The organism is Gordonia cholesterolivorans, from assembly GCF_039531975.1.
Classification (GTDB): Bacteria; Actinomycetota; Actinomycetes; order Mycobacteriales; family Mycobacteriaceae; genus Gordonia; species Gordonia sihwensis.
The window spans coordinates 112034-133085 of record NZ_BAAARB010000002.1 but is presented as its reverse complement, the minus strand read 5'-3'; the positions used below and the strand labels follow the sequence as shown (position 1 = coordinate 133085).

Here is a 21052-nt window from a genome sequence, read left to right as displayed (position 1 = left end):
CAAGCCCGACAACCCGCGTCGCGCCGCGCCGCTCAGCCCCGCGCCATGTCGACGAACCGAGACAGGTGCAACTGGTGCGCCACCGTGATCGTCGCAGTGGGACCGTTGCGGTGCTTACCGACGATGATGTCCGCTTCACCCGCGCGCGGGTCGTCGCGTTCGGTCGAGTCGGGACGGTGCAGCAGGATGACCATGTCGGCATCCTGCTCCAGCGATCCCGATTCGCGCAGGTCGGAGACCTGGGGACGCTTGTCGGTCCGCTGTTCGGGGCCACGGTTCAGCTGGCTGATCGCCACCACCGGCACCTCGAGCTCCTTGGCGAGCAGCTTGATCGATCGCGAGAACTCCGAGACCTCTTGCTGACGTGATTCGACCTTCTTGCCCGACGTCATCAGCTGCATGTAGTCGATGACGACGAGCTTGAGATCGTGCTTCTGCTTCAGCCGTCGGGCCTTGGCCCGGATCTCCATCATGGTGAGGTTCGGCGAGTCGTCGATGAACAGCGGCGCCTCGGTGATCTCGCCCATGCGGCGCGCCAGCCGGCTCCAGTCGTCGTCGCTCATGTTGCCCGACCGCATGTCGCCGAGCTTCACCTTCGCCTCGGCCGACAGCAGTCGCATGACAATCTCCGTCTTGCTCATCTCCAGCGAGAACATGGCCGAGGTGAGCCCGTGATGAATCGACGCCGAACGGAGCCAGTCCATGGCGAGGGTGGAGTTGTGAGTCGGCACCATCGCCTCACCCGCCAGGTACAGGTGGCTCATGTTGTCGACTTCGACGCACCGCACCGGGACACTCGGCACCGAGCGCACCGACACCACCCGCCGCGCCCGCACGCTGCTGCGCAGTTCCTTGTGTCGCTGGGCCTTCTCGAAGACGGTGAACACGTCGTCGGGCGCGTTGAGCCGGATCCAGCCGCTGCTGGCCCGGCGGAAGGTGTAGCCGAGGCCGGCGGCGAGATCCCCGACCACGGAAGACATGTGGTTGGTGGCCGCGGGCACGGTGATCCAGCCGTCGTCGTCCACACGCGCGCGGGAGTCCAGGATGCCCGCCAGCAGCGCGCGCCGCTGCGGCACCGAACCGCGCAGGTACTCGTGCGGGATGCGGCCGCCCAGATCCGTCATCAACGTCATGACGTCGACCGGACCCTCGGCCTCGATCCGCGCGCCGATCTCCGGGTCGTCATACGCCATTCCGGCCAGCGCGCCGACGGTGTACGGGCCGTAGGCCAGCGGGCGGTACGGCAGTTCGAGCGGCGCAGCGTTGGCGATGCTGGCGCGGCCGCCGTAGATCTGGAGCTGTTCGGTGGTCAGCAGCCGGTCCTCGCCGTCGACCTCCACGGCCCACTGATGCTGTTCATCGGCGACGATCACACCGCCGTCGTCGAACTCCACCGCATAGCAGGGCCGGCGGGTCATCACCTCGGTCGCGGCGACGACGGTGGTCGGACGACCGTCGGCCCCCAGGAGCAGGTCACCCTTCGCGACCCGGCCCATCGTGGTCCACCCGCTCGGAGTCGGCAGCGGCGTGTCGAGCGCCAGCGCCTTGCCGACGCCCGGACGCGCCGCCACGATGATCATCTGACCGGGATGAAGACCGTTCGTCAGCTTGTCGAGGTCGGCGAAACCGGTGGGCACGCCCAACGACAGTCCGCCCCGCGACGCGATCGAATCGAGCTCGTCGAGCGTGGGCTGGAGCAGTTCCTCCAGCGGCACGTAATCCTCGGTGGTGCGACGCTCGGTGACCTCGTAGATCTCCGCCTGCGCTCGGTCGACCACCTCGGCCACGTCCTGGCCGTCGGCCCCGGCGTAGCCGTACTGCACGATGCGGGTACCCGCCTCCACGAGCCTGCGCAGAATCGACTTCTCGCCGACGATCTCGGCGTAGTAGCCGGCGTTCGCCGCGGTGGGGACTGTCGAGATCAGCGTGTGCAGGTACGGCGCGCCGCCGACCTTGCGCAGTTCGCCCTTGCGCTCCAACTCGGCGGCGACGGTGACGGCGTCGGCGGGTTCGCCGCGGCCGTACAACTCGAGGATCGCGTCGTACACGGCCTGGTGAGCGGGCTTGTAGAAGTCGCCGGGACGGATCCGTTCGAGCACGTCGGCGATCGCGTCCTTCGACAGCATCATGCCGCCCAGAACCGACTGCTCGGCCTGCTGATCCTGCGGTGGCTGTCGTCCGAACTCCTCCGTCGGAGGTTCTGGCGGGAGATCGGGCTCGCGCCCGAGGTCGGCCTCAATAGCCACTCACACACCCCCTGGTACAGCAACGACAACCGGTGATTTCCGCAAGGGAAACCGAACACTTCAGAAAGGTTAGGGCCAGGGGCGCGATGCTGCCAACCACCCCCTGTGGACAGGGCTGTGGAGCCCGTGTGGACAACTGTGGACGTTGCAGGAAGACATGTGCACAACCCTGTGGAGCAGGTGGGGAAATGTCGTGGAATTCACGTCGTAACCCCAGGTCAGAGCTTGTTGACGAAATCCACAGAACCCGGCTGCGGAATCACCGGCGTGTCGGCTTGCGCCACGCCGAAACACCGTCCAGCAGCACTTCAGGTGATCCACCGTGCACCCGAATCCGCGGTCGCGCACCCGGTGCGATCCGCCCGATTCCGCGCGCCGGACGGGCTGTCGTGCTCAAATGGGAAACGTGCGTGTGTCCCATCCTGCGCGAGCGAGCATCCGGGCGACTGTCGTCGCCGTGATCGCGCTGCTGGCCGCGTCGGTCCCCGCGATCGCACACGCGGCACCGCGGGCGTCGGACTTCGACTTCTCGCCGTACCGCTCGGTGAACGCCGACGACTACCGCTCGGTGGCCTACGTCGACAACGGACGCCACTACTTCACCGCGGGCGGCTGGCGCTGCCAGATCGGTCCGCAGGCGAATGCGATGGCCTGCCGGGGACGCCCCGCCACCGCGCCGCCCGGGACGATCGGCGTGGCGGTCAGCGGCGAGAGCCAGGGTCCGTACTGGGTGCGCAAGGGAACGTCGTTCGAGCTGGGCCCGGTGAGCGGCTACCGGCCCCGCGTGCTCCCGGTAGGCAGCCGGATCACGGTCGCGAACGTCACCTGCGCGGCGCCTCGTGCCGGGGTCGTCGCATGCCGGAACTGGAATCTCGGATTCCTCCTCAGCCGCGCCGGCCATCGGTTCCTGTACCCCGCCGGCGATACCGCGCACTCCGCGAACCCGAAACGTCACCCGCAACCCGCACGTCGGTGACGACGGTGTCGGATGCGAGCGGCGCACCGGACCGACGTCAGAGGCCGGCCACCCCGTGGGGTGACCGGCCTCCTTCGATGCTCTACGTCAGCTGACGACGGCGAGGCTCAGCTTGGCCTCCACCTTCGGGTGCAGCTTGACGACGACGGGGTACTCGCCCAGAGCCTTGATGTGGCCCTTCGGCAGCTCCAGGCTGCGCTTGTCGACGACGGGGCCGCCCGCAGCGCGGATGGCGCCCGCGACGTCCGACGCCGAGACGGAGCCGAACAGCTTGCCCGAGTCGTGGGTCTTGACGGTCAGCGAGACGTTGTCGAGGCCCTCGAGAGCCTGCTTGATCTCGTTGGCGTGGTCGAGGTCGCGCACCGCGCGAGCCTCCTGCGAGCGGCGGATGCCCTCGACCTGCTTCAGCGCACCGCGGGTGGCGACGATCGCCAGTCCGCGAGGCAGCAGGTAGTTGCGGCCGTAGCCGTCACGCACCTCGACGGTGTCGCCGGCCTCGCCCAGATTCTCAACCGATGCGGTCAGGATCAGCTTCATTGTCTTCTGTCCTTTCCCGCTCAGCGTCCGGTCGACGTGAACGGCAGCAACGCCACCTCACGCGAGTTCTTCACGGCCACAGCGACATCGCGCTGGTGCTGCACGCAGTTGCCGGTGACGCGACGCGAACGGATCTTGCCGCGGTCAGAGAGGAAACGACGCAGCAGCGCGGTGTCCTTGTAGTCGATGACGGTCTTCTTGTCCTTGCAGAAGGTGCAGGCCTTGGCCTTCGTGACCTTCTCCACGCGGGGCTTGCGGCCCTTTTGCTTTGCCATGTATTGCTCCAGTCAATGGTCTCCGGGTGGCGGCCCGGAATCAGAAAGGTGGTTCGTCGTCCCCGCCACCGAAGCCGCCGCCCGCTGCGGGCGCACTGCCCCACGGGTCGTCGGCCGGCTGGCTCGCGGCCTGCTGGGGGCGTCCGCCCTGCGGTGCGCCGAAGCCACCGCCTGCGTTTCCGCCACCCTGATTGCCGCCGTATCCGCCGCCACCGCCGTAGTTGCCGCCACCACGCTGGGTGCGGTTGACCTTGGCGGTCGCGTAACGGAGCGAGGGACCGATCTCATCCACTTCGAGCTCGACGACGGTGCGACGTTCCCCTTCACGGGTCTCGTACGACCGCTGCTTGAGCTTGCCCTGCACGATCACTCGGGTGCCCTTGGTGAGGGACTCGGTCACGTTCTCGGCGGCGTCGCGCCAGATGCTGCAGCGGAGGAACAGCGCTTCGCCGTCTTTCCACTCGTTCGTCTGACGGTCGAACGTCCGCGGAGTGGAGGCCACCGTGAAATTGGCGACCGGCGCACCGGAAGCGGTGAACCGCAGTTCCGGATCGGCGGTCAGATTTCCGACGACCGTGATGACCGTGTCCGTCATGAGACTCCCCTAATCGTGTCGAAGAACGCTGACTGGCGCGCCCTGTGAAGTGGTTGACACCACCCTAGAGGCGGGCACCGACAATGTCAGCGTGCTCCGCAGGCTGTGGATTACTTGCGCAGGACCTTGGTGCGGAGCACCGACTCGTTCAGCTTCAGCTGACGATCGAGCTCGCTCACGGTCGCCGGAGTCGCGTTCAGCTGAACGACGGCGTAGATGCCCTCGTTGTGCTTCGCGATCTCGTAGGCCAGGCGGCGCTTGCCCCAGATCTCGACGTCGTCCACCTTGCCGCCTTCGTTGCGAACAACGTTGAGGAAGGTATCCAGGGATGGGGCGACGGTGCGCTCGTCCAGGCTCGGATCGAGGATCACCATCAGTTCGTAATGACGCATAAGACCACATCACCTCCTATGGGCTTTCGGCCACGGACGGTCCGTGGCAGGAGGGTCGCCTGCGTCGGCAACCTGTCAAAGATACATGAGAGCGGACTGACCTGCGAAATCACCGCCGGGCCGCACCGGCGGACGTCACCGGGCTGCACTAGGCTCATCGCATGCCATCGGCCCGCAATGCCTTCGCCGCCAAGCGGCTTCACTTCGGTGAGACCGCCGTGATCCTCGTGACCGCGATGCTGTTCACCGCCGCGTCGGCCGCGGCCTCTTATGCGACGAAGGTGCGCTGCACCACCCCGACGTCGGGCGCCAAACGCGAATGGCTCTACGGCAGCCCGTACGACGTCGTCCCCTGCTACTCGGATCTGATGACGATGTGGCACGGCCGCGGCCTGGCCGACCACGTCTTCCCGTACATCCACGGCGGGATCACGCCGAGCGGCGAACTGTTCGGCGGCGTCGTCGAGTACCCGGTGCTGTCGGGACTGATCATGTGGTTCAGTTCGCTCGGCGCCCACACCGACCGCGAGTTCCTCTGGCACAGCCTCGTCATTCTGTTGCCCTTCGCCTTCATCACGACGATCCTCCTGGCGCTGATGACGCGCTGGTGGGTGCTGCTCTGGGCCGCGACCCCGCCGCTGATGCTCTACGCCCTGCACAACTGGGAACTCCCGGTGGTCTGCGCCGCGGTAGCCGGTGTGGCCGTCATGGCCTGGGGCGGCTCCGCGGATCCCGCGACCGGCCTGCGACGCTGGTCGGTGCGGACCACAGCGATCGTGGCGGCGATCCCGCTCGGGGTGGGGTTCTCCCTGAAGATCTATCCCGGACTCTTCGTTCTGCCGTTGATGCTCTACGTCCTCACCCGTGGAGAGAAGACCGATCGCAGGCCGCGGGGGCTCGACTGGGCCGGTGCGGCCTATGTGGCGCTGTCGGCCGTGGTGACGGTCGCGGTGACGCAGGTCCCGTTCATGATCGCCGGCTACGAGGGATGGAAGGCCGCAATCGACTTCCAGAGCAAGCGCGAGGCGAATCTCTCCACCAACTCGATCTGGTACTGGGGGCTGCGTTTCCTGACCGGCGGTGAGACCTCGACCTACAACAGCATCGTCGACGTCGCGTCACCCCTGCTGATCATCGGCTCGTTCGCCCTCGCCTGCTGGCTCGGGTGGCGCGTCTATCGGCGCGACGGCGTGTTCCCGTGGCTGGGCGTCAGCGCCGCGATGCTCGCCGGATTCATGGTCTTCCACAAGGTTCACTCGCCGCAGTACACCCTCTGGATCCTCCCGTTCTTCGTGCTGCAGCGGGTCCGCTGGTGGCTGATCGCGCTGTACCTGGTGGCCGACGCGGCCCTCGATCTGACGATCTTCCACCTCCTGATGAACTACTCGGCGACCACACGCGCCTGGGTCCTCGCCGGAGTCAACTTCGGCGTCTGGACCCACGCCGTCCTGCTCGTGGCGCTCATCTTCGTGTTCGTCAGAGCCCGGCCCCGCGAGCCGCTCGCCTCGTATCTGACCGGCGGTGTGCCGCCGAAGGGACCGCTCACCCGACTCGCCGTCGCCGATGCGGCCGGCGCCCGCAGCTGGCTCGGCGCGCCGACGCTGGCCAACCGGCACGTGACCCTTCGACCGCTCGTGCCCGCGGACGCCGAAGCGCTCGGCAGGGTTGCCGGCGATCCCGAACTGTACAAATGGACCGGCGACCTGCCGCGCGACACGGCAGCTGCCGCGGCCTGGATCACCGCGGCGCTCTCGGATCCGCGGCGCATACCGTTCGCCGTCCTCGACGCGCAGGGACGGCTCGTCGGCACCACGAGCTTCTACGACGTCGACTCCGCGAACCGGTCCCTCGCGATCGGCTACACCTATTACGGCCCCGCGGCGATGGGAACCGCGGTCAATCCGGCGGCCAAACTCCTGCTCTGCGAGTACGCGTTCACCGTGTGCGACGCGGTGCGGATCGTGTGGCACACCCACGCCGAGAACGCCCGTTCGCGCGCCGCGATCACCAGACTCGGCGCGGTTCCGGAGGGCGAGCTGGGAAAGCACCGCCGATTCTGCGGCGGATGGCGGACCACCGCCCAGTTCGCGATCGTCGACGACGACTGGCCGGCCTCGCGGGATCTGCTCGCGGCGCGGCTCGGAGCTCGATCAGACGCTCGGTGACCCGGTCGCGGCTTCGCCTGCGACCGGCGAACGCATCAGCCGGGACGATGAGGGTTCGTCGTCGTCGACGCGGAGCAGCTGCCACACGACCACCGCGCACAAGCCGACCAGAACCGCACCGCGAAGCGTGTTGACGGCGTAGAAGACGTCCGGCGGAAGCCATTTGCGGCTCGGGTCCAGGAACAGGCCCATCCGCGGAATCCAGACGAGCGCGTCGAAGGTCATCCACGCCAGCACCGCGCTCGGGTACGGGACCGCCAGCACGGCGAGCGGGACCAGCCACAGCGACGACTGCGGTGTCCATTCCTTTCCGAACAGCAGGAAGCCGGCCACCAGCAGGAACATCAGCTGCGCCAGGGTCGGTTCGCCGCTCGCGCGCAGCCCGATGTATGCGACGGCGGCGACCACGGCGATCAGCAGCAGCAGGACGATGCCGTTGAGCAGGGCCGTCGACGGGTTCCATCCGGTCGCCATCGATATCAGGCGGTACAGGGTGTCCGGTTCCACGCCGCGGTCGCGCCAGACACGGAAAGCCTGGCTCCATCCCGTCGGGTACAGGATCATCAGCGGCAGATTGATCGCCAGCCAACTCGCCGCCGCCGCTCCGACGACGACCGCCAGCCTGCGGAGCTCTCGCTGCCGGACGCACAGGACCGCGATCGCGGGCAGAAGCAGAAGCGGATACACCGCCGCGGCCGCGCCGAGGCCGGCGAAGACACCCGTACAGCCGGGGCGGCCGCGCGTCCAGCACAGCATCGCCACGGCGACCATCGCGATGGCGATGACGTCGGTCGAGGTGAAGGCGTGGAAGAACAGCAGGGGCGAGAGCGCCATCAGCGCGCCGAGCCACAGTCGGCGGCGGTCGGTCATCATCGTGGCCCACACCGCGAGCAGCCAGAACAGCGACAGCAGCACAGCGCTGATGTTGAAGTAGTTCACCACGTCGAGCGTCTTCGGCAGCCCCAGGGTGTCGGCCAACAGGCCCCAGCCCCGCGCGGCCTGGGCGCTGACGTACATGAACAGCCCAGTCAGCGCCGGCTCGGCGAGATAAGCCTTGGTCTGGGCGCCGTCGCCGTCGCTCTGCGTCCAGTGGGTGCGGTACGGGAAGGCGCCCTTGGCCAGGTCGGCGGGAGTCAGCTTGTCCTGCTCGTACGACGCGACCAGATCGGAGTAGCACAGGCCGACGAACTGCCGCTGGTTGTCCCAGTTCAGACGCACCTGACCGGGTGCGTCCTGGACGGGCGCCTGCTGGATGCAGCCGGCTTTGCCGAACCAGCTGATCGACAGCCCCACCAGGGCGAGCAGGAGGACCACCCGCACCGGCGTCCAGGTCCGACTGCGACCGACGGCGGCGTGCAGTCCGACAGGCCCGCCGATCGAGTCGCTGGCCGCCGCCAACTGGGGGCTCGACCACGACGGCACCACACGCTCGGTCTCCACCCGCAGATCATCTGCGAGCGGTTCCGGCGAGTCCCACGTCGGCTGCTGCGTCACTACGTCGCGGGCACCGGTGCTGCTGGAGCGAGTTGCTGATCGGTCGGATTGCGGCCGCGATTGTTGTTCGCGGTCCCGTTGCCGTTGCCGGTTCCGTTGCCCGGACCTGTTCCGGTTCCGTCGTCACCGCCGGTGCCCGGCTCCTGGGTGGGCGACTCATCGTCACCGCCGCCGATCGGGATCGTGACGCCCGGAGCGATCACCACGTCGCCGTTCTCGTTCTGCCCGGGCAGACGCGGAAGTCGAGGACGCTCGCGGGTGGTCTGAGTCTCGGTCGGGGTGTAGGTGGTGGGCGGCGGCTCATACGGGACGCCCGCCTGTCCGCCGACCGCCTCGGGGGTCGGGAACTGCTCGATCGGCTCGCCCTCCAGGGCGGCGTCCATCGAGGCCTTCCAGATCTGAGCGGGCAGTCCGCTGCCGTAGATCGACGATCCGGAGTAGTTGCGCAGCGGCGCGCCCTTGTCCGTGCCGACCCAGGTGGCCGTCGACAGCTGCGGCGTGTAGCCGGCCATCCACGCGTCCTTGTTGTATCCCGTGTCGCCGAGCTGGGCGGTACCGGTCTTGGCCGCCGACGGCCGCGGCCCGTAGGTCGAGTCGTACAGCGAGTTGCCGTTGGAGTAGGCCGCGATCGGCATCATCGCCGAGGTCACGTTGTCCGCGACGGCCTCCGAGACCACGCGCTTGCCCTTGTCCTTCTGGCGTTCGAAGAGCACGTCGCCGGTCGAGGTCTCGACCTTCTGGACGAAGAACGGGTCGCGGTGGATGCCCGACGCGGCGAGCGTCGCGTAGGCCGAGGCCATGTCGAGCACGCGGGACGGGTACTGGCCCAGGACCACGCCGCCTTCACTGTGGCCGTTCTTCTCCTGCAGGGTGTGCTGGATGTCGCCGAAGCTCTCGGCGATGCCGAGCCGGTGCGCCGTGTCGGCGACCGCGTCGGCCTGACCGTTCAGGTCCATCATGAGCCGGTAGTAGACGGTGTTCAGCGACATCTTCAGCGCGGTGGCCAGGTTGCAGCTGCCGCAGCTCTCGCCGTCGGAGTTCTGGACCACCAGGCCGCCGGGCGCCTCGTACGGCGCCGAGCTGTAGTACTTCGAGAGCGGGATGTCCTGCTCCAGGGCCGCGACCAGCGCGAAGACCTTGAAGATCGAACCGGTCTGCAGGCCGGCCGAGGCGTAGTCCCAGCCCTGTCCGTCCTCGCCGCCGTAGTAGCCCTGGATGCCGCCGGTCGCGGGATCGATGGACACCGACGCGGTGCGCAGGTTCTTCGGCTCGCCGTCGAGCTTGTTGCGCGCGGCGGAGACCAGCGCCTTCTGCACCTTCGGATCGATCGAGGTGGTGATCTTCAGACCGGAGGTCTGCACCTGCTGCTCGGTGATGCCGAGCTTCTCGAGTTCGGCCAGCACCTGCCGCTTGATCAGGCCGTTGGGTCCTTCGTTGGCCTCGGCCGTCTGGTCCTTGACCTTCGCGACCTTCGGGAACTTCTGCGCGTCGCGGTCAGACTTGCTGAGTGCGCCGATCGAGACCATGCCGTCGAGCACGTAGTTCCAGCGGCTGACCGCCAGATCCGGGTTCACCGCGGGATCGTAGATCGACGGACCGCGGATGATGCCCGCGAGCAGCGCCGACTCCGACGGGGTGAGTTTCTTGAGCGGCTTGTTGAAGTACGCGCGCGCGGCGGCGTCGACGCCGTAGGCGCCGCGGCCGAAGTAGATGGTGTTCAGATACGCCGCCATGATCTCTTCCTTGGACCACTGGCGGGACATCTTGGTGGCGATCGCGAGTTCTTTGAACTTGCGCTTGTAGCTGACCTCGTCACCGACGATCGCGTTCTTCACGTACTGCTGGGTGATGGTGGAGCCGCCGCCCGCACCGGACTTGCCGAAGGCCTTGCCCAGCACGGCCCGGGTGAAGCCGGAGGTCGAGAAACCCGCGTTCGAGTCGAAGTCTCGGTCCTCGGCGGCCTTCACCGCGTCGACCATGGACTGCGGGATGTCCTCGTACTTGACGTCGGTCCGGTTGCCCTCGGGTGGCACGATCTTGGCGATCGTCCCGCCCTTGCTGTCGGTGATGGTGGCGACCTGGTTCTGCTTGATGTCGCCCGGCGACGGCACGTCCACCGTCAAGTAGGTGAACAGGAAGGCCACCACCAGGAAGACGGCGACCAGCGGCACTGCTCCGGCAAGAATGCCCAGCGTCCACGCCGTGGCCTTCACCGCCGTCGATTTCTCCGACGTCGCAGCACCTTTACCGCTGGTCATCGCTCACCCACTTCTCTGCGCTGTTGCGCGGACGAAACTAACACTCTCAACTGTGACGTATGGCTGCGGCTGCGCCAACTCCGGTCACATCACTTGGCGACCCGGCGACGCCGTCGACCGGCGCCCTCGGGCAATCCGGCAACGTACGACTGCACGAGATAGTTCCACCGGCAGGTTCGGCAGACTTCGACGACGTGAACCGTGAAGGCGCCGGCGCTCCCGTCGAGGGCCTCGATCTCGCCCGCCGAACGAGCCGAGCCGTGGATGTGTCCGAGGTGCTCTCCGAACACCCAGGACACCACCGTGACCTGCTCTTTCCGGCACACGGGACAGACCTCGTCGGTCGGCTTTCCGTGGAACTTGGCCGCCCGCAAGAGGTAGGGGTCGGCGTCGCACACCTGGGACAGAGCCGTGCGGCCCGTCCGCACACGCGCTAGGCACTCGCGTCGCGCGAGTGCGTAGTCCACGATCTGCCGGTGCACGTTCCCAAGCCTAGACGCGAGCCCGCCACGACTGCCCTGTGATGCAGATCAAGCCGCTGCCGTACTCGCAACTTCACTGCGAGTTATATCGATGCGATACATTAGATGCTGCATCAAGGCGCGATAACGCATCGAAAGGGGGCCGAGTCATGCTCGAAATGGCGATTCTCGGCCTGCTGCTCGAATCGCCCATGCACGGGTACGAACTGCGCAAGCGGCTCACCGGGCTGCTCGGCGCGTTCCGCGCGTTCTCGTACGGCTCGCTGTATCCGACCCTGCGCCGCATGCAGGCCGACGGGCTGATCGCCGAAGACGAGCCCGAGACCTCCACGGGAACCAAGGTCCGCCGGGCACGCCGCGTGTACCGGCTCACTCCGGCGGGCGAGTCGCGCTTCACCGAGTTGGTCGCGGACACCGGCCCGCAGAACTACACCGACGACGGCTTCGGTGTGCACCTGGCCTTCTTCAGCAGGACGCCCGCGGTGGCTCGCATGCGCATCCTCGAGGGCCGCCGCAGGCAGGTCGAGGAACGCCGCGAGGGTCTGCGCGATCTGCTCGGCCGTGCGACGCGCTCGAACGATCACTACACGCGCCAGATGCACGAGCTCAGCCTGGAGACCTCCGAGCGCGAGGTCCAGTGGCTCAACAAATTGATCGCCGACGAGGCCTCCGGGTCTGTCGGCACCCCGGATTTTCGTTCCTCGTCGTCGGAGACGACGACGCAGGACGAAGTAGGAAAGAACTCGGCGGCACAGCATTCCGCCGTACCGCTGCAACAAGAAGGAGATCCCGACCATGGGTGAAACCAACAAAGTGCGCGTGGCCATCGTTGGCGTGGGTAACTGCGCCTCATCCTTGGTTCAGGGCGTTCAGTACTACCGCGACGCCGATGAGAACGCGACCGTCCCCGGTCTGATGCACGTCAAGTTCGGCGATTACCACGTCCGTGACGTCGAGTTCGTCGCCGCTTTCGACGTCGACGCCAAGAAGGTCGGCTTCGACCTCTCCGAGGCGATCGTCAACAGCGAGAACAACACCATCAAGATCGCCGACGTCCCGCCGTTGAACGTGACCGTCCAGCGCGGCCACACCCTCGACGGTCTCGGCAAGTACTACCGCGAGACCATCACCGAGGCCGACGGCGAAGGCGTCGACATCGTGAAGGCCCTCAAGGACAACGACGTCGACGTCCTGGTCAGCTACCTGCCGGTCGGTTCCGAGCAGGCCGACAAGTTCTACGCTCAGTGCGCCATCGACGCCGGCGTGGCCTTCGTCAACGCCCTGCCCGTGTTCATCGCCTCCGACCCCGAGTGGGCCGAGAAGTTCCGCGCCGCGGGCGTCCCGATCGTCGGCGACGACATCAAGAGCCAGGTCGGCGCGACCATCACCCACCGCGTCATGGCGAAGCTGTTCGAGGATCGCGGTGTGGAGCTCGACCGCACCTACCAGCTGAACGTCGGCGGCAACATGGACTTCAAGAACATGCTCGAGCGTGAGCGTCTGGAGTCGAAGAAGGTCAGCAAGACGCAGGCCGTCACCTCGATCCTCGACGGCCCGCTCGCCGGCAAGGTCTACGACAAGAACGTGCACATCGGCCCGTCGGACTACGTCCAGTGGCTCGACGACCGCAAGTGGGCCTACGTCCGTCTCGAGGGCCGTGCCTTCGGCGACGTGCCGCTGAACCTGGAGTACAAGCTCGAGGTCTGGGACTCCCCCAACTCGGCAGGCATCATCATCGACGCCGTCCGTGCCGCCAAGATCGCCAAGGACCGCGGCCTCGGCGGCCCGATCCTCCCGGCCTCGGCCTACCTGATGAAGAGCCCGCCCGAGCAGATCGCCGACGACAAGGCGCGCGCGCAGCTCGAGGCGTTCATCATCGGCGCCGAGTAGGACGTCGGTACTGACGAATCGAAGGCCCGGCACTCCCCCTCGGAGTGCCGGGCCTTCGTCGTCTTCCGGGCCGTCGGGTACTACGGTGACGGTGTTCGATTCCTTCCTCTGGGGTCTATGTGCGACCTGCGCGGACTTGTCCGGTCTGGACTGCGGCGATCGTGAAGGAGCGGACAGGATCCCGGATCCGCGGCGTGCGGAGATGGCTTCGCGACGTGAATCTCGCCCCTCAGTTCAGCGATTCGAGGTGCCGCGCAAACTCTTCGGCGGCCTTCTTGGTGTTGTGCAGGTTCACTGACAGCCTGTCGATGTCCTGGTTCGCCTGATCGAGCGCGTACGAGAGTTGTCCGATCGGCCCAGAACCGCCGCGGCCGAGGACCGCATGAACCTGTCTGATGTTGCGGTTCAGGGACTGCTTCAGACCGGCGGCCTGCCGATTCGCGTCCTCCGACTTCCGTGCCAGCTGTTTCACCTGGCGGGTGAGTTCCTCGTGTTTCGACATCAGAGCCTCCTGGCGATGTCTTCGGCCTGCCGCATCGCAGCGGCGATGCGCTGCTGCAATGCATCCAGGCTCACCGAACTGGCCTGCAGAGCATTGACCATCCGGTCGTCGGCCTTGGTCGAGGTCGAACCGGCGACCCTGCGGACCTCGCTCGACAGGTTCCGGACTTCCCCGTGCTGGCTGCGAATCAGCCGTTCTAACTGCTGCAACGTCGAAACCGCCTGCATGACCGCCTGTCGTTCAGCCTGTACTTCACTCATGAAGCCTCCATCGTCTCTAAAGGATCAGGACCAGCACGATGATGAGAACGATGAGCGTCCCGACCGCGCCCGCCACGATCGCACCCGTACGGCTCGGTGCCGGCGGTGCGGGCAGCGGATCGGTGGCCACCGGCTTCGCCACGCGGGTCGGCTCGTGCCGTCTGCGCTCGTCGACCGCACGTTCCCGTGCCTCGGCGAGCTTTCGCTCGCGCTCGGCCTGTTTCGCCGTGAGTTCTTCACGTCGCGCCGCCCGGTCGGTCTCGTCTCGCGCGATTCGCTTCTTCGCGCGCTCGTACCCCTCCACGACCGACGCGTGCTTCTGGAGGCGGCCGACGACGAGTTCGAGGTCGGCCAGCACCACGTGCGCGTGTCTGGCCTGCTGTGGAACGGCCGCGGCCGGCACCCGATCGAGCCCGATCGTCCGCGCCGCCGCATCCAGCTGCTCGGACAGTGCGTCGCGGCGCCCGTCGAGCCCGGCAAGGCACTGTTCGCGGTCTGCAGCCTCGACCGCCACGTTCCGTTCCCGTTCCTGGAAGAGGTGATCCGACCTCCGCCGCTCGTCGATCAGCTCTCCGTCGATCGCCGCGAGATCGTTCACCGCCCCCAGATACCGGTCCCATGCCGTGCCCGTCATATCGGGATGCTCACCTCCGTCTTCTCGATACCGTTCTGCGGCAACGCAGCCGGATCGAACGGAACCAACAGATCCTGCCGACCGCTGCTCCTGTCGACGACGACGACGCGCGGTCCGCTGAAGTCCATGCGCCCGGTGCCCGGCGCCAGCAGGTCGGTCTGCGATCCGGGTTCGGTCAGGACGATCGTCCGGAAGCCGTCGCGAAGTTCGCCCGCCGTCCTCGCGTCGTATGAGCTCATCGAGCGGAACCTGATCACGAAGAGCATGCCGCAGGCAATCGATCGCTTGATGAAGCGCTCCACCGCCTCGATCGGACGCGGGTATTCGTCTGAATCGACCAGCGACGCGATGTCGTCGGGGTCGTCGAGGATGATCACCCGCTCGATGCGGCTGCTCGGCACCGCCGTCCGCGCTGTCAGGGTACGCAGGAAGCTATCCGCCTCTTCCGCTGAGATCCGCTGGATTCCCGCTTCGTTCGCCCACGGACCGACGTCATCGAGCCCAACGCCCGAGCTGTCGATGACGGTCCACTGCGCGGAGGCGAGATCGGACGCGCGAATGGATGCGTGGATCGACGACAGCACCGCCCTGGTGCGGTCGAGGTCGTCGCCGATCAGCGCGACGTTGCCGAGTCGGCCGCGCTTCAGCGAGAATCCCTGCGCGGTTCCACCGACGCTGATCGGGACTCCGACCGTGGCGATCTCTCGATCGTCAGCTGGGATCCACTCGGCGTAGGCGGAACTCACGAAGGTGCTGGGACGCCGGGGAGTGAAGCCATCCGCCATCGCCCGGCTGAACAGTTCCGTCTGCAGCCGGTCCAGGTAGGCGGGATCGGCCCACACCACCGAACCGATCCGATTGGCCGCCAGATGTCCGAGATCATCGTTGAACACCGCCTGACCACGCCCGTGCAGATCTCCCGCGGCGAGGTTCCCCGCACCGAGGATCGTCTCCGACTCGTGTTCGGTGTTCCGCAGCGAGATCCGGTTGTGGAACTGACCGAAGATGGCGTCACGCTTGAGCGCGAGCGCTTGGATACCAGACAACGTCTGCGATGCGAGCACCAGGTGGACCCCGTAGGCGCGGCCCTTCCGAGCGAGGTGTTCGATCAGCTGCACCGCTCGTTGCGCGACATCATCGTCCGGTTCGAAGAGCACCTGAAACTCGTCGGCCACCAACACCAGCCGCGGCATGTCCCGACCTGTCAGCGCCCGATAGTCCGCGAGCGAAGACGCGCCCGCGGACTTGAAAGCGTCCGCCCTGCGGTCGAACTCGGAGGCGAGATGCTCCAAAACTGCCACTCCGTACGCTCGATCGCTCTCCAGGCCGAGGGAGTCGACGTGCGGCAACCAGGTCTCGTCGCCGATCGGTGCGAGCCGCGCGAACTCGACGCCCTCTTTGAAATCCAACAGGTGAAAACGAACCTCCCGCGGCGAGTACCGGCTCGCGAGACCGTAGATCAAGCAGAGCAGCAGGTTCGACTTTCCCGTGCCGACGGCGCCGCCGATGAGCGCGTTCGGCGCGGGCGGATTCGCACTCCGGAGTTCCAGGCCGCCGAGTCCGCCGGGCATTCTCGCGAAGATGCCCGATAGCCCGTCGTCGCCGCGATCGGACCATCCGGCATCGATCTCGGCGAGGACCGCCTCCAAGGTCATCGTCCCCTGCGCCGCGGCCTCGATCGCTTCGGCCCTCGCGTGGATCAAGTTGTTCCGCGCCGCTGGGGTGGGCGACGGATCAGCCCGAACCGTCAATCCGGGCACCGCCGCGAACGAATCCGACCGGATCTCGCCGGCCGCGTCGACCCGGACCAGCCCGCGGTCGACGTCGACCTGTGCCCGATCACTCACGCGGATCGGGCCATCGACGTACCCCGGGCTCGCGATCAGCAGAAACACCCCGCGCCCGGCCGCCGATTCGACGATCCTATTGAGATCGTCAGCGGCGGTCTCGGTGACTCCGCTCGGTGCGTCGAGCAGGACCGCGAGTTCGAGACGCCCCGCCTGCGACAGCGGCAGGTCCCGATGATCGGCCGCACCCGCCGTACTCATCGACTCCGCGGCCCGGCCGATTCTGTCGATGAGCCCGGACAACAGCTTCCGCAACCCGTCCTCGGTCTGGATCGCGGGCGGGTACCCGATCGGATCGGTGTCGCGGAACAACGACGTGAAGCCGAGGATCCCACGGAGCATGGGATCGAACACCGAGACCCGCAGGGACTCCGGCGGCGCCGACAGCGCCAGTCTGAGCACGGTGTCCGCGATCAACTGCTCGGCACCGCTGCCACCGACGACCCACCCGGAGACGCCGATCAATGGAAGAAGCGCCGGCGCACCACCCGGGAGGGTGCCGACCCGGACCGCCGACGGTACCGCCCGCGCCGGCTGCGGCACGCTCAGCGCCCGCGCAGCCCATCCGGCACCGGCCGCACCGGGCGCGAGTTCCTCGGCTGCGGCCCGCAGCGCCGCCCCAACAGCCCGCGTCCGCCGCACGGCATCAGCCTGCAGCTGCGCCTCCGCCTCTTCCTTCTCGCGCCGGAGTCGACGCCGCTGCGCCGCCAGCTCGTCGTCGAGCGTTGTCCGCGTGATCGACAGCGCGATGTCGATCTCCCCGAGGAGCCTGCCGGCTTCGGCTGTGAGGCCGCCGGCCTCGGCCATCGTCGCGGCCATCGCGTCGGTGAGGCGGCGACGAGCGTCCTGCTGATCGTCACGGCCGGTACCGCCACTAGTCATCCGCCGCGCCGTTCTGTCCAGGAGCCCTCGGTCCCGCAGCCACGACCACGCCCGCCGGGCGCAGCACGCGACCGTCCAGTTCGAAACCGCGGACGGTGCGTCCGGTGATAGCGCCTTCGGGGGCGTCGGCGACAACGACCGACTCGATGCGATGCCTCCGCGGGTCGACATCTCCGTCGACGCCGATCTGCTCGACCCCGAAGTCCTCCAGGATCTGGATCACCTCGTCTCGAACGGACTCTGCGAGCGGGTCCGCCTCACCGTCCCAGTTGTCGACACGGTCGATGACATTCATCAGCCGGGTGGCGACGGGCCGGAGCACTCGCCCTACCAGCAGGGTCTCGTCGAGCGCCGACTTGGCCCGCAGCTCCCCGAGCAACTCCTGGCCACGGTTGTCGTTGAGGAGCCGTCTCCGGAAGAGCTCCGTGAGGTCGTCGAGCCGCTTCGAGACATCGGCGAGCGTCTGATCCACCGGTTCTCCGATCATGTGAACTGCGCGGACGCGACCAGCTCGCGCGCTTGCGCCATCCGCTTGGGATCCATCTCGCCGGGACGCTTCACTTCCATCTCGCCGAGGTTGATCCCTTCGGTCAGATCGATGACCTGGACGTGAATGATCCCGTCGATGTCCGCCGAGAAGATCACCCGCACGCCACTGCCCGCTGCACGGCCCGGCGGAACCTTCAGCATGCTCTCACCGAGACTCTTGACCTGCGCTTCAAGCACCCCGTCGACGTCATGCGACACGATCTGCAGCCTGATCTCCTGCTGATTCTCGACGGGTAGGCCGAAATCATGCTCCGCCTGAGCCGGAATGGACGTCTGCGGCGGGATCAACTGGGTGTAGGCAAGCTGTGAGGCGGCGTTGAGCGCCAGCACCCCGACACCTTGCGAGATGACATCTGAGAAGTCGATGCTGCCACCGGCCGGCATGTCCGGCGCCGCTCCGGCCCTGTCCGCCGACACCTTGTCGGCGACGATCGCCGCACCGAGCGCCACCGCCTGATCCGGGTGGACCGACTTGTCCGGAGTCTGACCGGTCAACCGTTCCACCAGATTCTGGACCATCGGCATACGAGTGGATCCGCCGACCAGAAGGACCTTGTCGATCGCCGAGTACGAGACCCCCGCCGTCTCGACCGATTCGTCGACCAGGAACTCCGTCGTCTTGAGCAGGAACGACGCCGCCGACTCGAACTCCTGCCGTGTCACCTGAACTTTCACGTTCTGACCCAGGGTCGAGATGAAGACGGTCGCCTTCTCCGCCTGCGACAACCGGCGCTTGGTGTCTTCGACGGCATCCATGACCTGCAGATACTGGTTGGTGGGAATCGGCTGACCGGTCTGCTCCTTGAACTTCTCGTTCACCACACCGAACAGGGCGTTGTTGAAGTCGAAACCACCGAGGTTGCGGTCGCCGAGCGAGGCCAGGACGGTGAAGTCATTGTTCTGGCAGCGCAGCACCGTGACGTCGAAAGTGCCGCCGCCGAGGTCGTAGACGAGGAGGGTTCCGGAGAATCCCGAACCGACTCCGAAGCTCAGAGCCGCTGCGGTCGGCTCGTTGATCAACTGCAGCACGGTGAGGCCGGCGATCTCCGCGGCCGTCCGCGTCGCGTTGCGGTGTTCGTCCTCGAAGTACGCGGGCACCGTGATGACCACGTCGGTGATCTCCTCGCCCAGGACGTTCTCGGCGCTGGCGACCAACTTGGTGAGGATCAGAGCGGACAGGTCCTCCGCGCGGTACTCGTTGTCGTTGCTGTCCGGAACGAAGACGAAGTCGGTGTTGCCCATCTGGCGCTTTATGAGCGACGCCACATCGCCTTCCGCCTTCGCCCGCATGTTCTCAGCGCAGACGCCGAGGGAGACCTCCTCGCCGTCGAAGTACAGCACCGACGGCGTCGTGTAGTCGCCGTCGTCGTTCCGGATCACCTCCGGCGCCCCAGCCTCGATGGCTGCCACCGCGGAGTACGTCGTCCCGAGGTCGATTCCAACGGCTCTACCCATGTCCATGAACCTTTCGTCGCAGTCGGTACCCAGCCGGCCAGGTCAGCCGATGTATCCCTGCAGGTAGCCCTTGCGCAGGTCGTCACGGTCGTTGGCCTTGTATCGCGGCACCCAGCAGGTGAAGTAGATGCCCGCACCGGCCGCGACAGCGAGGAGCACACCGATCACCGTGAGGCCGATGATCGCGCCGATGACGATGCACAGGATCGGGGAGGCGAGGATCAGCGCCTTCTGACCCCATCCGTCGCCGGGGACGCTGAAGACCTGCTCCTCGCTGGTATCGAGGAAGCGGCTGATCTTGTCCAGTTCCTTCGCCATCTCCGGATCTCGGTTGTGCGCCATCGCCTCGGCGATCAACGGTCGCATCTGCTCGATCTCGGACTTCGACGTGATCATGTACTGACCGCGCCCGTTGTATCGCGGGATGCTCTCCGCCTTGAGTGCGAGGAGGGTTGCGTAGTAGTCGAAGACGATCTGCGCGCCCTGGAAGCGCTGCAGGTGCTGCCGGATGAAGTCGAGCGCATCGTCGAGCTGCCCGTTGTCGGACATGACGTTGGCGACCGCCACCATGTACTGCGGCGCGGAAGGATCCAGCTGCATCGACACTTGGTATGCGTTGATCGCATCCTGGAACTGCGCCAACTTCTCGAAGATCATGCCCAGCTGGAAGTGGTACTCCGGGTTGTTGGCCTCGATGGTGGTCGCCTGGCGTGCCTCGTACAGAGCGTCCTGAAGGTTTCCCAGACCGGCATTGGCGCGAGAGCGGAGACCCCACGACTCCGCGCTGTTGCCGATCGAGTGAGTGGCCTCGCGAGCCGAGTACGCCGCAGAGTGGTAATCGCCTCGGCCGAGCTCCTCCCGCGCCCGAGCCACCCAGTCCGTGCCCTCGCCCGCCGCCTGCTGCGTCTGCGGCTGCGCGACGCCGGCGGTCTGCAGTTCGCGGTCATAGGCCGCGCGGCGCTGCGGATCGAGCAGCGTGTCGCTGGCCTCACGAAGCCGCGCCATCCACGTCTCCGCCTCCTGCCGAGTACTGAGGTCCGGAGAGTTCGTCGCTTTGCGCCACAACCGCAGTTTCGATTTCAAAGCCGCATTGATGGTGTCATCGTCGGCATCGCGCGCGATCTCGAGCACGGCATAGAAGTCAACACTGACTGCCATCAGGAAATTCTCCTCAAATTCGAGATACGACTTCCGGTTCGCATGGAGAATCCGGTAAATCAGATACGCGGTCGATGGTATTCGGCCATCCCAGACCGTGTCAGTCGTCCATTGCGAGTAACCGTTTCTGGTGGACCGAACCGCGTGTCCCATTTCTGGGGTCAGACGTTCAATCCAACTGCCAGGCAAAATGGGCGGGTGTCGACCATTCGGTCGACACCCGCCCATTCTTCCGATTCGTCAGTTCCCCGCGCCGCAGTGCGGACAGTTCACCGTGACCCGGTTCCACGACCGCTTACCCCAGAAAGCTCGGCTGCAACTCCGGCATCTGTGCGGTTCCGTGAAATCGCCTGACCGCGACGATGATCCAGTCTCTGCCATGGTCGTCAGCTCTTGGACGCAACCGAACAGCGCGGCAAGTTCTTGCACTGATGCACGCTCCGGTCGTTCACATT

Annotated in this window: 19 protein-coding genes; 4 read left to right on the top strand and 15 right to left on the bottom strand. The window is 66.7% G+C overall.

Annotated features, from left to right (window positions below; genetic code table 11):
* Positions 1-32: 32 nt before the first annotated feature.
* A complete protein-coding gene (dnaB, locus tag ABFX36_RS02280) occupies positions 33-2246 on the bottom strand; it encodes a replicative DNA helicase (RefSeq protein ID WP_006896695.1) in 2214 nt (737 codons plus the stop codon).
* Positions 2247-2643: 397 nt separating this feature from the next.
* Here dnaB and ABFX36_RS02275 point away from each other — a divergent pair, with 397 nt between their 5' ends.
* Complete coding sequence (locus ABFX36_RS02275) at positions 2644-3222, top strand: hypothetical protein (protein WP_260868157.1); 579 nt, start codon at positions 2644-2646, stop codon at positions 3220-3222.
* An 87-nt stretch (positions 3223-3309) separates the two neighbouring features.
* On the opposite strand, the gene rplI is transcribed toward ABFX36_RS02275, so the two are convergent.
* The 4 genes from rplI to rpsF form a co-directional block, all read right to left on the bottom strand.
* Positions 3310-3759 carry a 50S ribosomal protein L9 gene (gene rplI, locus ABFX36_RS02270; RefSeq protein WP_006896697.1) on the bottom strand — a complete coding sequence of 150 codons (450 nt, stop codon included), beginning with the start codon at positions 3757-3759 and terminating at the stop codon, positions 3310-3312.
* A 20-nt stretch (positions 3760-3779) separates the two neighbouring features.
* Entirely contained in the window at positions 3780-4034 is a 255-nt protein-coding gene (gene rpsR, locus ABFX36_RS02265) for a 30S ribosomal protein S18 (protein WP_006896698.1), read from the bottom strand.
* Positions 4035-4074: 40 nt separating this feature from the next.
* Positions 4075-4629 carry a single-stranded DNA-binding protein gene (locus ABFX36_RS02260; RefSeq protein ID WP_006896699.1) on the bottom strand — a complete coding sequence of 185 codons (555 nt, stop codon included), beginning with the start codon at positions 4627-4629 and terminating at the stop codon, positions 4075-4077.
* Between the two features lie 110 nt (positions 4630-4739).
* A complete protein-coding gene (gene rpsF / locus ABFX36_RS02255; protein ID WP_006896700.1) occupies positions 4740-5021 on the bottom strand; it encodes a 30S ribosomal protein S6 in 282 nt (93 codons plus the stop codon).
* A gap of 161 nt (positions 5022-5182) precedes the next feature.
* Here rpsF and ABFX36_RS02250 point away from each other — a divergent pair, with 161 nt between their 5' ends.
* Complete coding sequence (locus ABFX36_RS02250; protein WP_346074766.1) at positions 5183-7186, top strand: GNAT family N-acetyltransferase; 2004 nt, start codon at positions 5183-5185, stop codon at positions 7184-7186.
* Here ABFX36_RS02250 and ABFX36_RS02245 read toward each other — a convergent pair.
* From ABFX36_RS02245 to ABFX36_RS02235, 3 genes are all read right to left on the bottom strand, one after another.
* Positions 7172-8680 (bottom strand): glycosyltransferase family 87 protein, encoded by a 1509-nt coding sequence (locus ABFX36_RS02245; RefSeq protein ID WP_346074765.1) that lies wholly within the window; start codon positions 8678-8680, stop codon positions 7172-7174. The two genes, ABFX36_RS02250 and ABFX36_RS02245, sit on opposite strands and share 15 nt — an antisense overlap.
* Positions 8680-10938: a transglycosylase domain-containing protein gene (locus ABFX36_RS02240; protein WP_006896703.1), complete on the bottom strand. Its 2259-nt coding sequence runs from the start codon at positions 10936-10938 to the stop codon at positions 8680-8682. Before ABFX36_RS02240 ends, ABFX36_RS02245 begins: the two co-directional genes overlap by 1 nt.
* Positions 10939-11027: 89 nt before the next feature.
* Entirely contained in the window at positions 11028-11420 is a 393-nt protein-coding gene (locus ABFX36_RS02235) for a DUF5318 family protein (RefSeq protein WP_006896704.1), read from the bottom strand.
* 149 nt (positions 11421-11569) lie between these two features.
* Here ABFX36_RS02235 and ABFX36_RS02230 point away from each other — a divergent pair, with 149 nt between their 5' ends.
* Both ABFX36_RS02230 and ABFX36_RS02225 read left to right on the top strand, forming a co-directional pair.
* Positions 11570-12223, top strand: a complete 654-nt coding sequence (locus ABFX36_RS02230) for a PadR family transcriptional regulator (protein ID WP_006896705.1) — start codon at positions 11570-11572, stop codon at positions 12221-12223.
* On the top strand, positions 12216-13310 hold the full coding sequence (locus ABFX36_RS02225; protein WP_006896706.1) for an inositol-3-phosphate synthase: 1095 nt from the start codon (positions 12216-12218) through the stop codon (positions 13308-13310). The genes ABFX36_RS02230 and ABFX36_RS02225 overlap by 8 nt, the downstream gene beginning before the upstream one ends.
* A 229-nt stretch (positions 13311-13539) precedes the next feature.
* On the opposite strand, the gene ABFX36_RS02220 is transcribed toward ABFX36_RS02225, so the two are convergent.
* The 7 genes from ABFX36_RS02220 to ABFX36_RS02190 are packed head-to-tail and all read right to left on the bottom strand — an operon-like array spanning position 13540 to position 20597.
* Positions 13540-13812, bottom strand: coding sequence for a hypothetical protein (locus tag ABFX36_RS02220; RefSeq protein ID WP_006896707.1), 273 nt, complete (start codon positions 13810-13812; stop codon positions 13540-13542).
* Positions 13812-14072: a hypothetical protein gene (locus tag ABFX36_RS02215; RefSeq protein ID WP_006896708.1), complete on the bottom strand. Its 261-nt coding sequence runs from the start codon at positions 14070-14072 to the stop codon at positions 13812-13814. Before ABFX36_RS02215 ends, ABFX36_RS02220 begins: the two co-directional genes overlap by 1 nt.
* Before the next feature lie 16 nt (positions 14073-14088).
* Positions 14089-14706: a hypothetical protein gene (locus tag ABFX36_RS02210; protein WP_222110762.1), complete on the bottom strand. Its 618-nt coding sequence runs from the start codon at positions 14704-14706 to the stop codon at positions 14089-14091.
* Positions 14703-17435, bottom strand: a complete 2733-nt coding sequence (locus ABFX36_RS02205; RefSeq protein ID WP_346074764.1) for an FtsK/SpoIIIE domain-containing protein — start codon at positions 17433-17435, stop codon at positions 14703-14705. The genes ABFX36_RS02210 and ABFX36_RS02205 overlap by 4 nt, the downstream gene beginning before the upstream one ends.
* The gene (locus ABFX36_RS02200; RefSeq protein WP_006896711.1) at positions 17428-17907 is read right to left on the bottom strand and encodes a nucleotide exchange factor GrpE; all 480 of its coding nucleotides are present in this window, start codon (positions 17905-17907) and stop codon (positions 17428-17430) included. Before ABFX36_RS02200 ends, ABFX36_RS02205 begins: the two co-directional genes overlap by 8 nt.
* An 11-nt stretch (positions 17908-17918) precedes the next feature.
* Positions 17919-19439 carry an Hsp70 family protein gene (locus ABFX36_RS02195; RefSeq protein WP_346074763.1) on the bottom strand — a complete coding sequence of 507 codons (1521 nt, stop codon included), beginning with the start codon at positions 19437-19439 and terminating at the stop codon, positions 17919-17921.
* A 42-nt stretch (positions 19440-19481) separates the two neighbouring features.
* Positions 19482-20597 carry a DnaJ domain-containing protein gene (locus tag ABFX36_RS02190; protein ID WP_006896713.1) on the bottom strand — a complete coding sequence of 372 codons (1116 nt, stop codon included), beginning with the start codon at positions 20595-20597 and terminating at the stop codon, positions 19482-19484.
* Positions 20598-21052 lie beyond the last annotated feature (455 nt).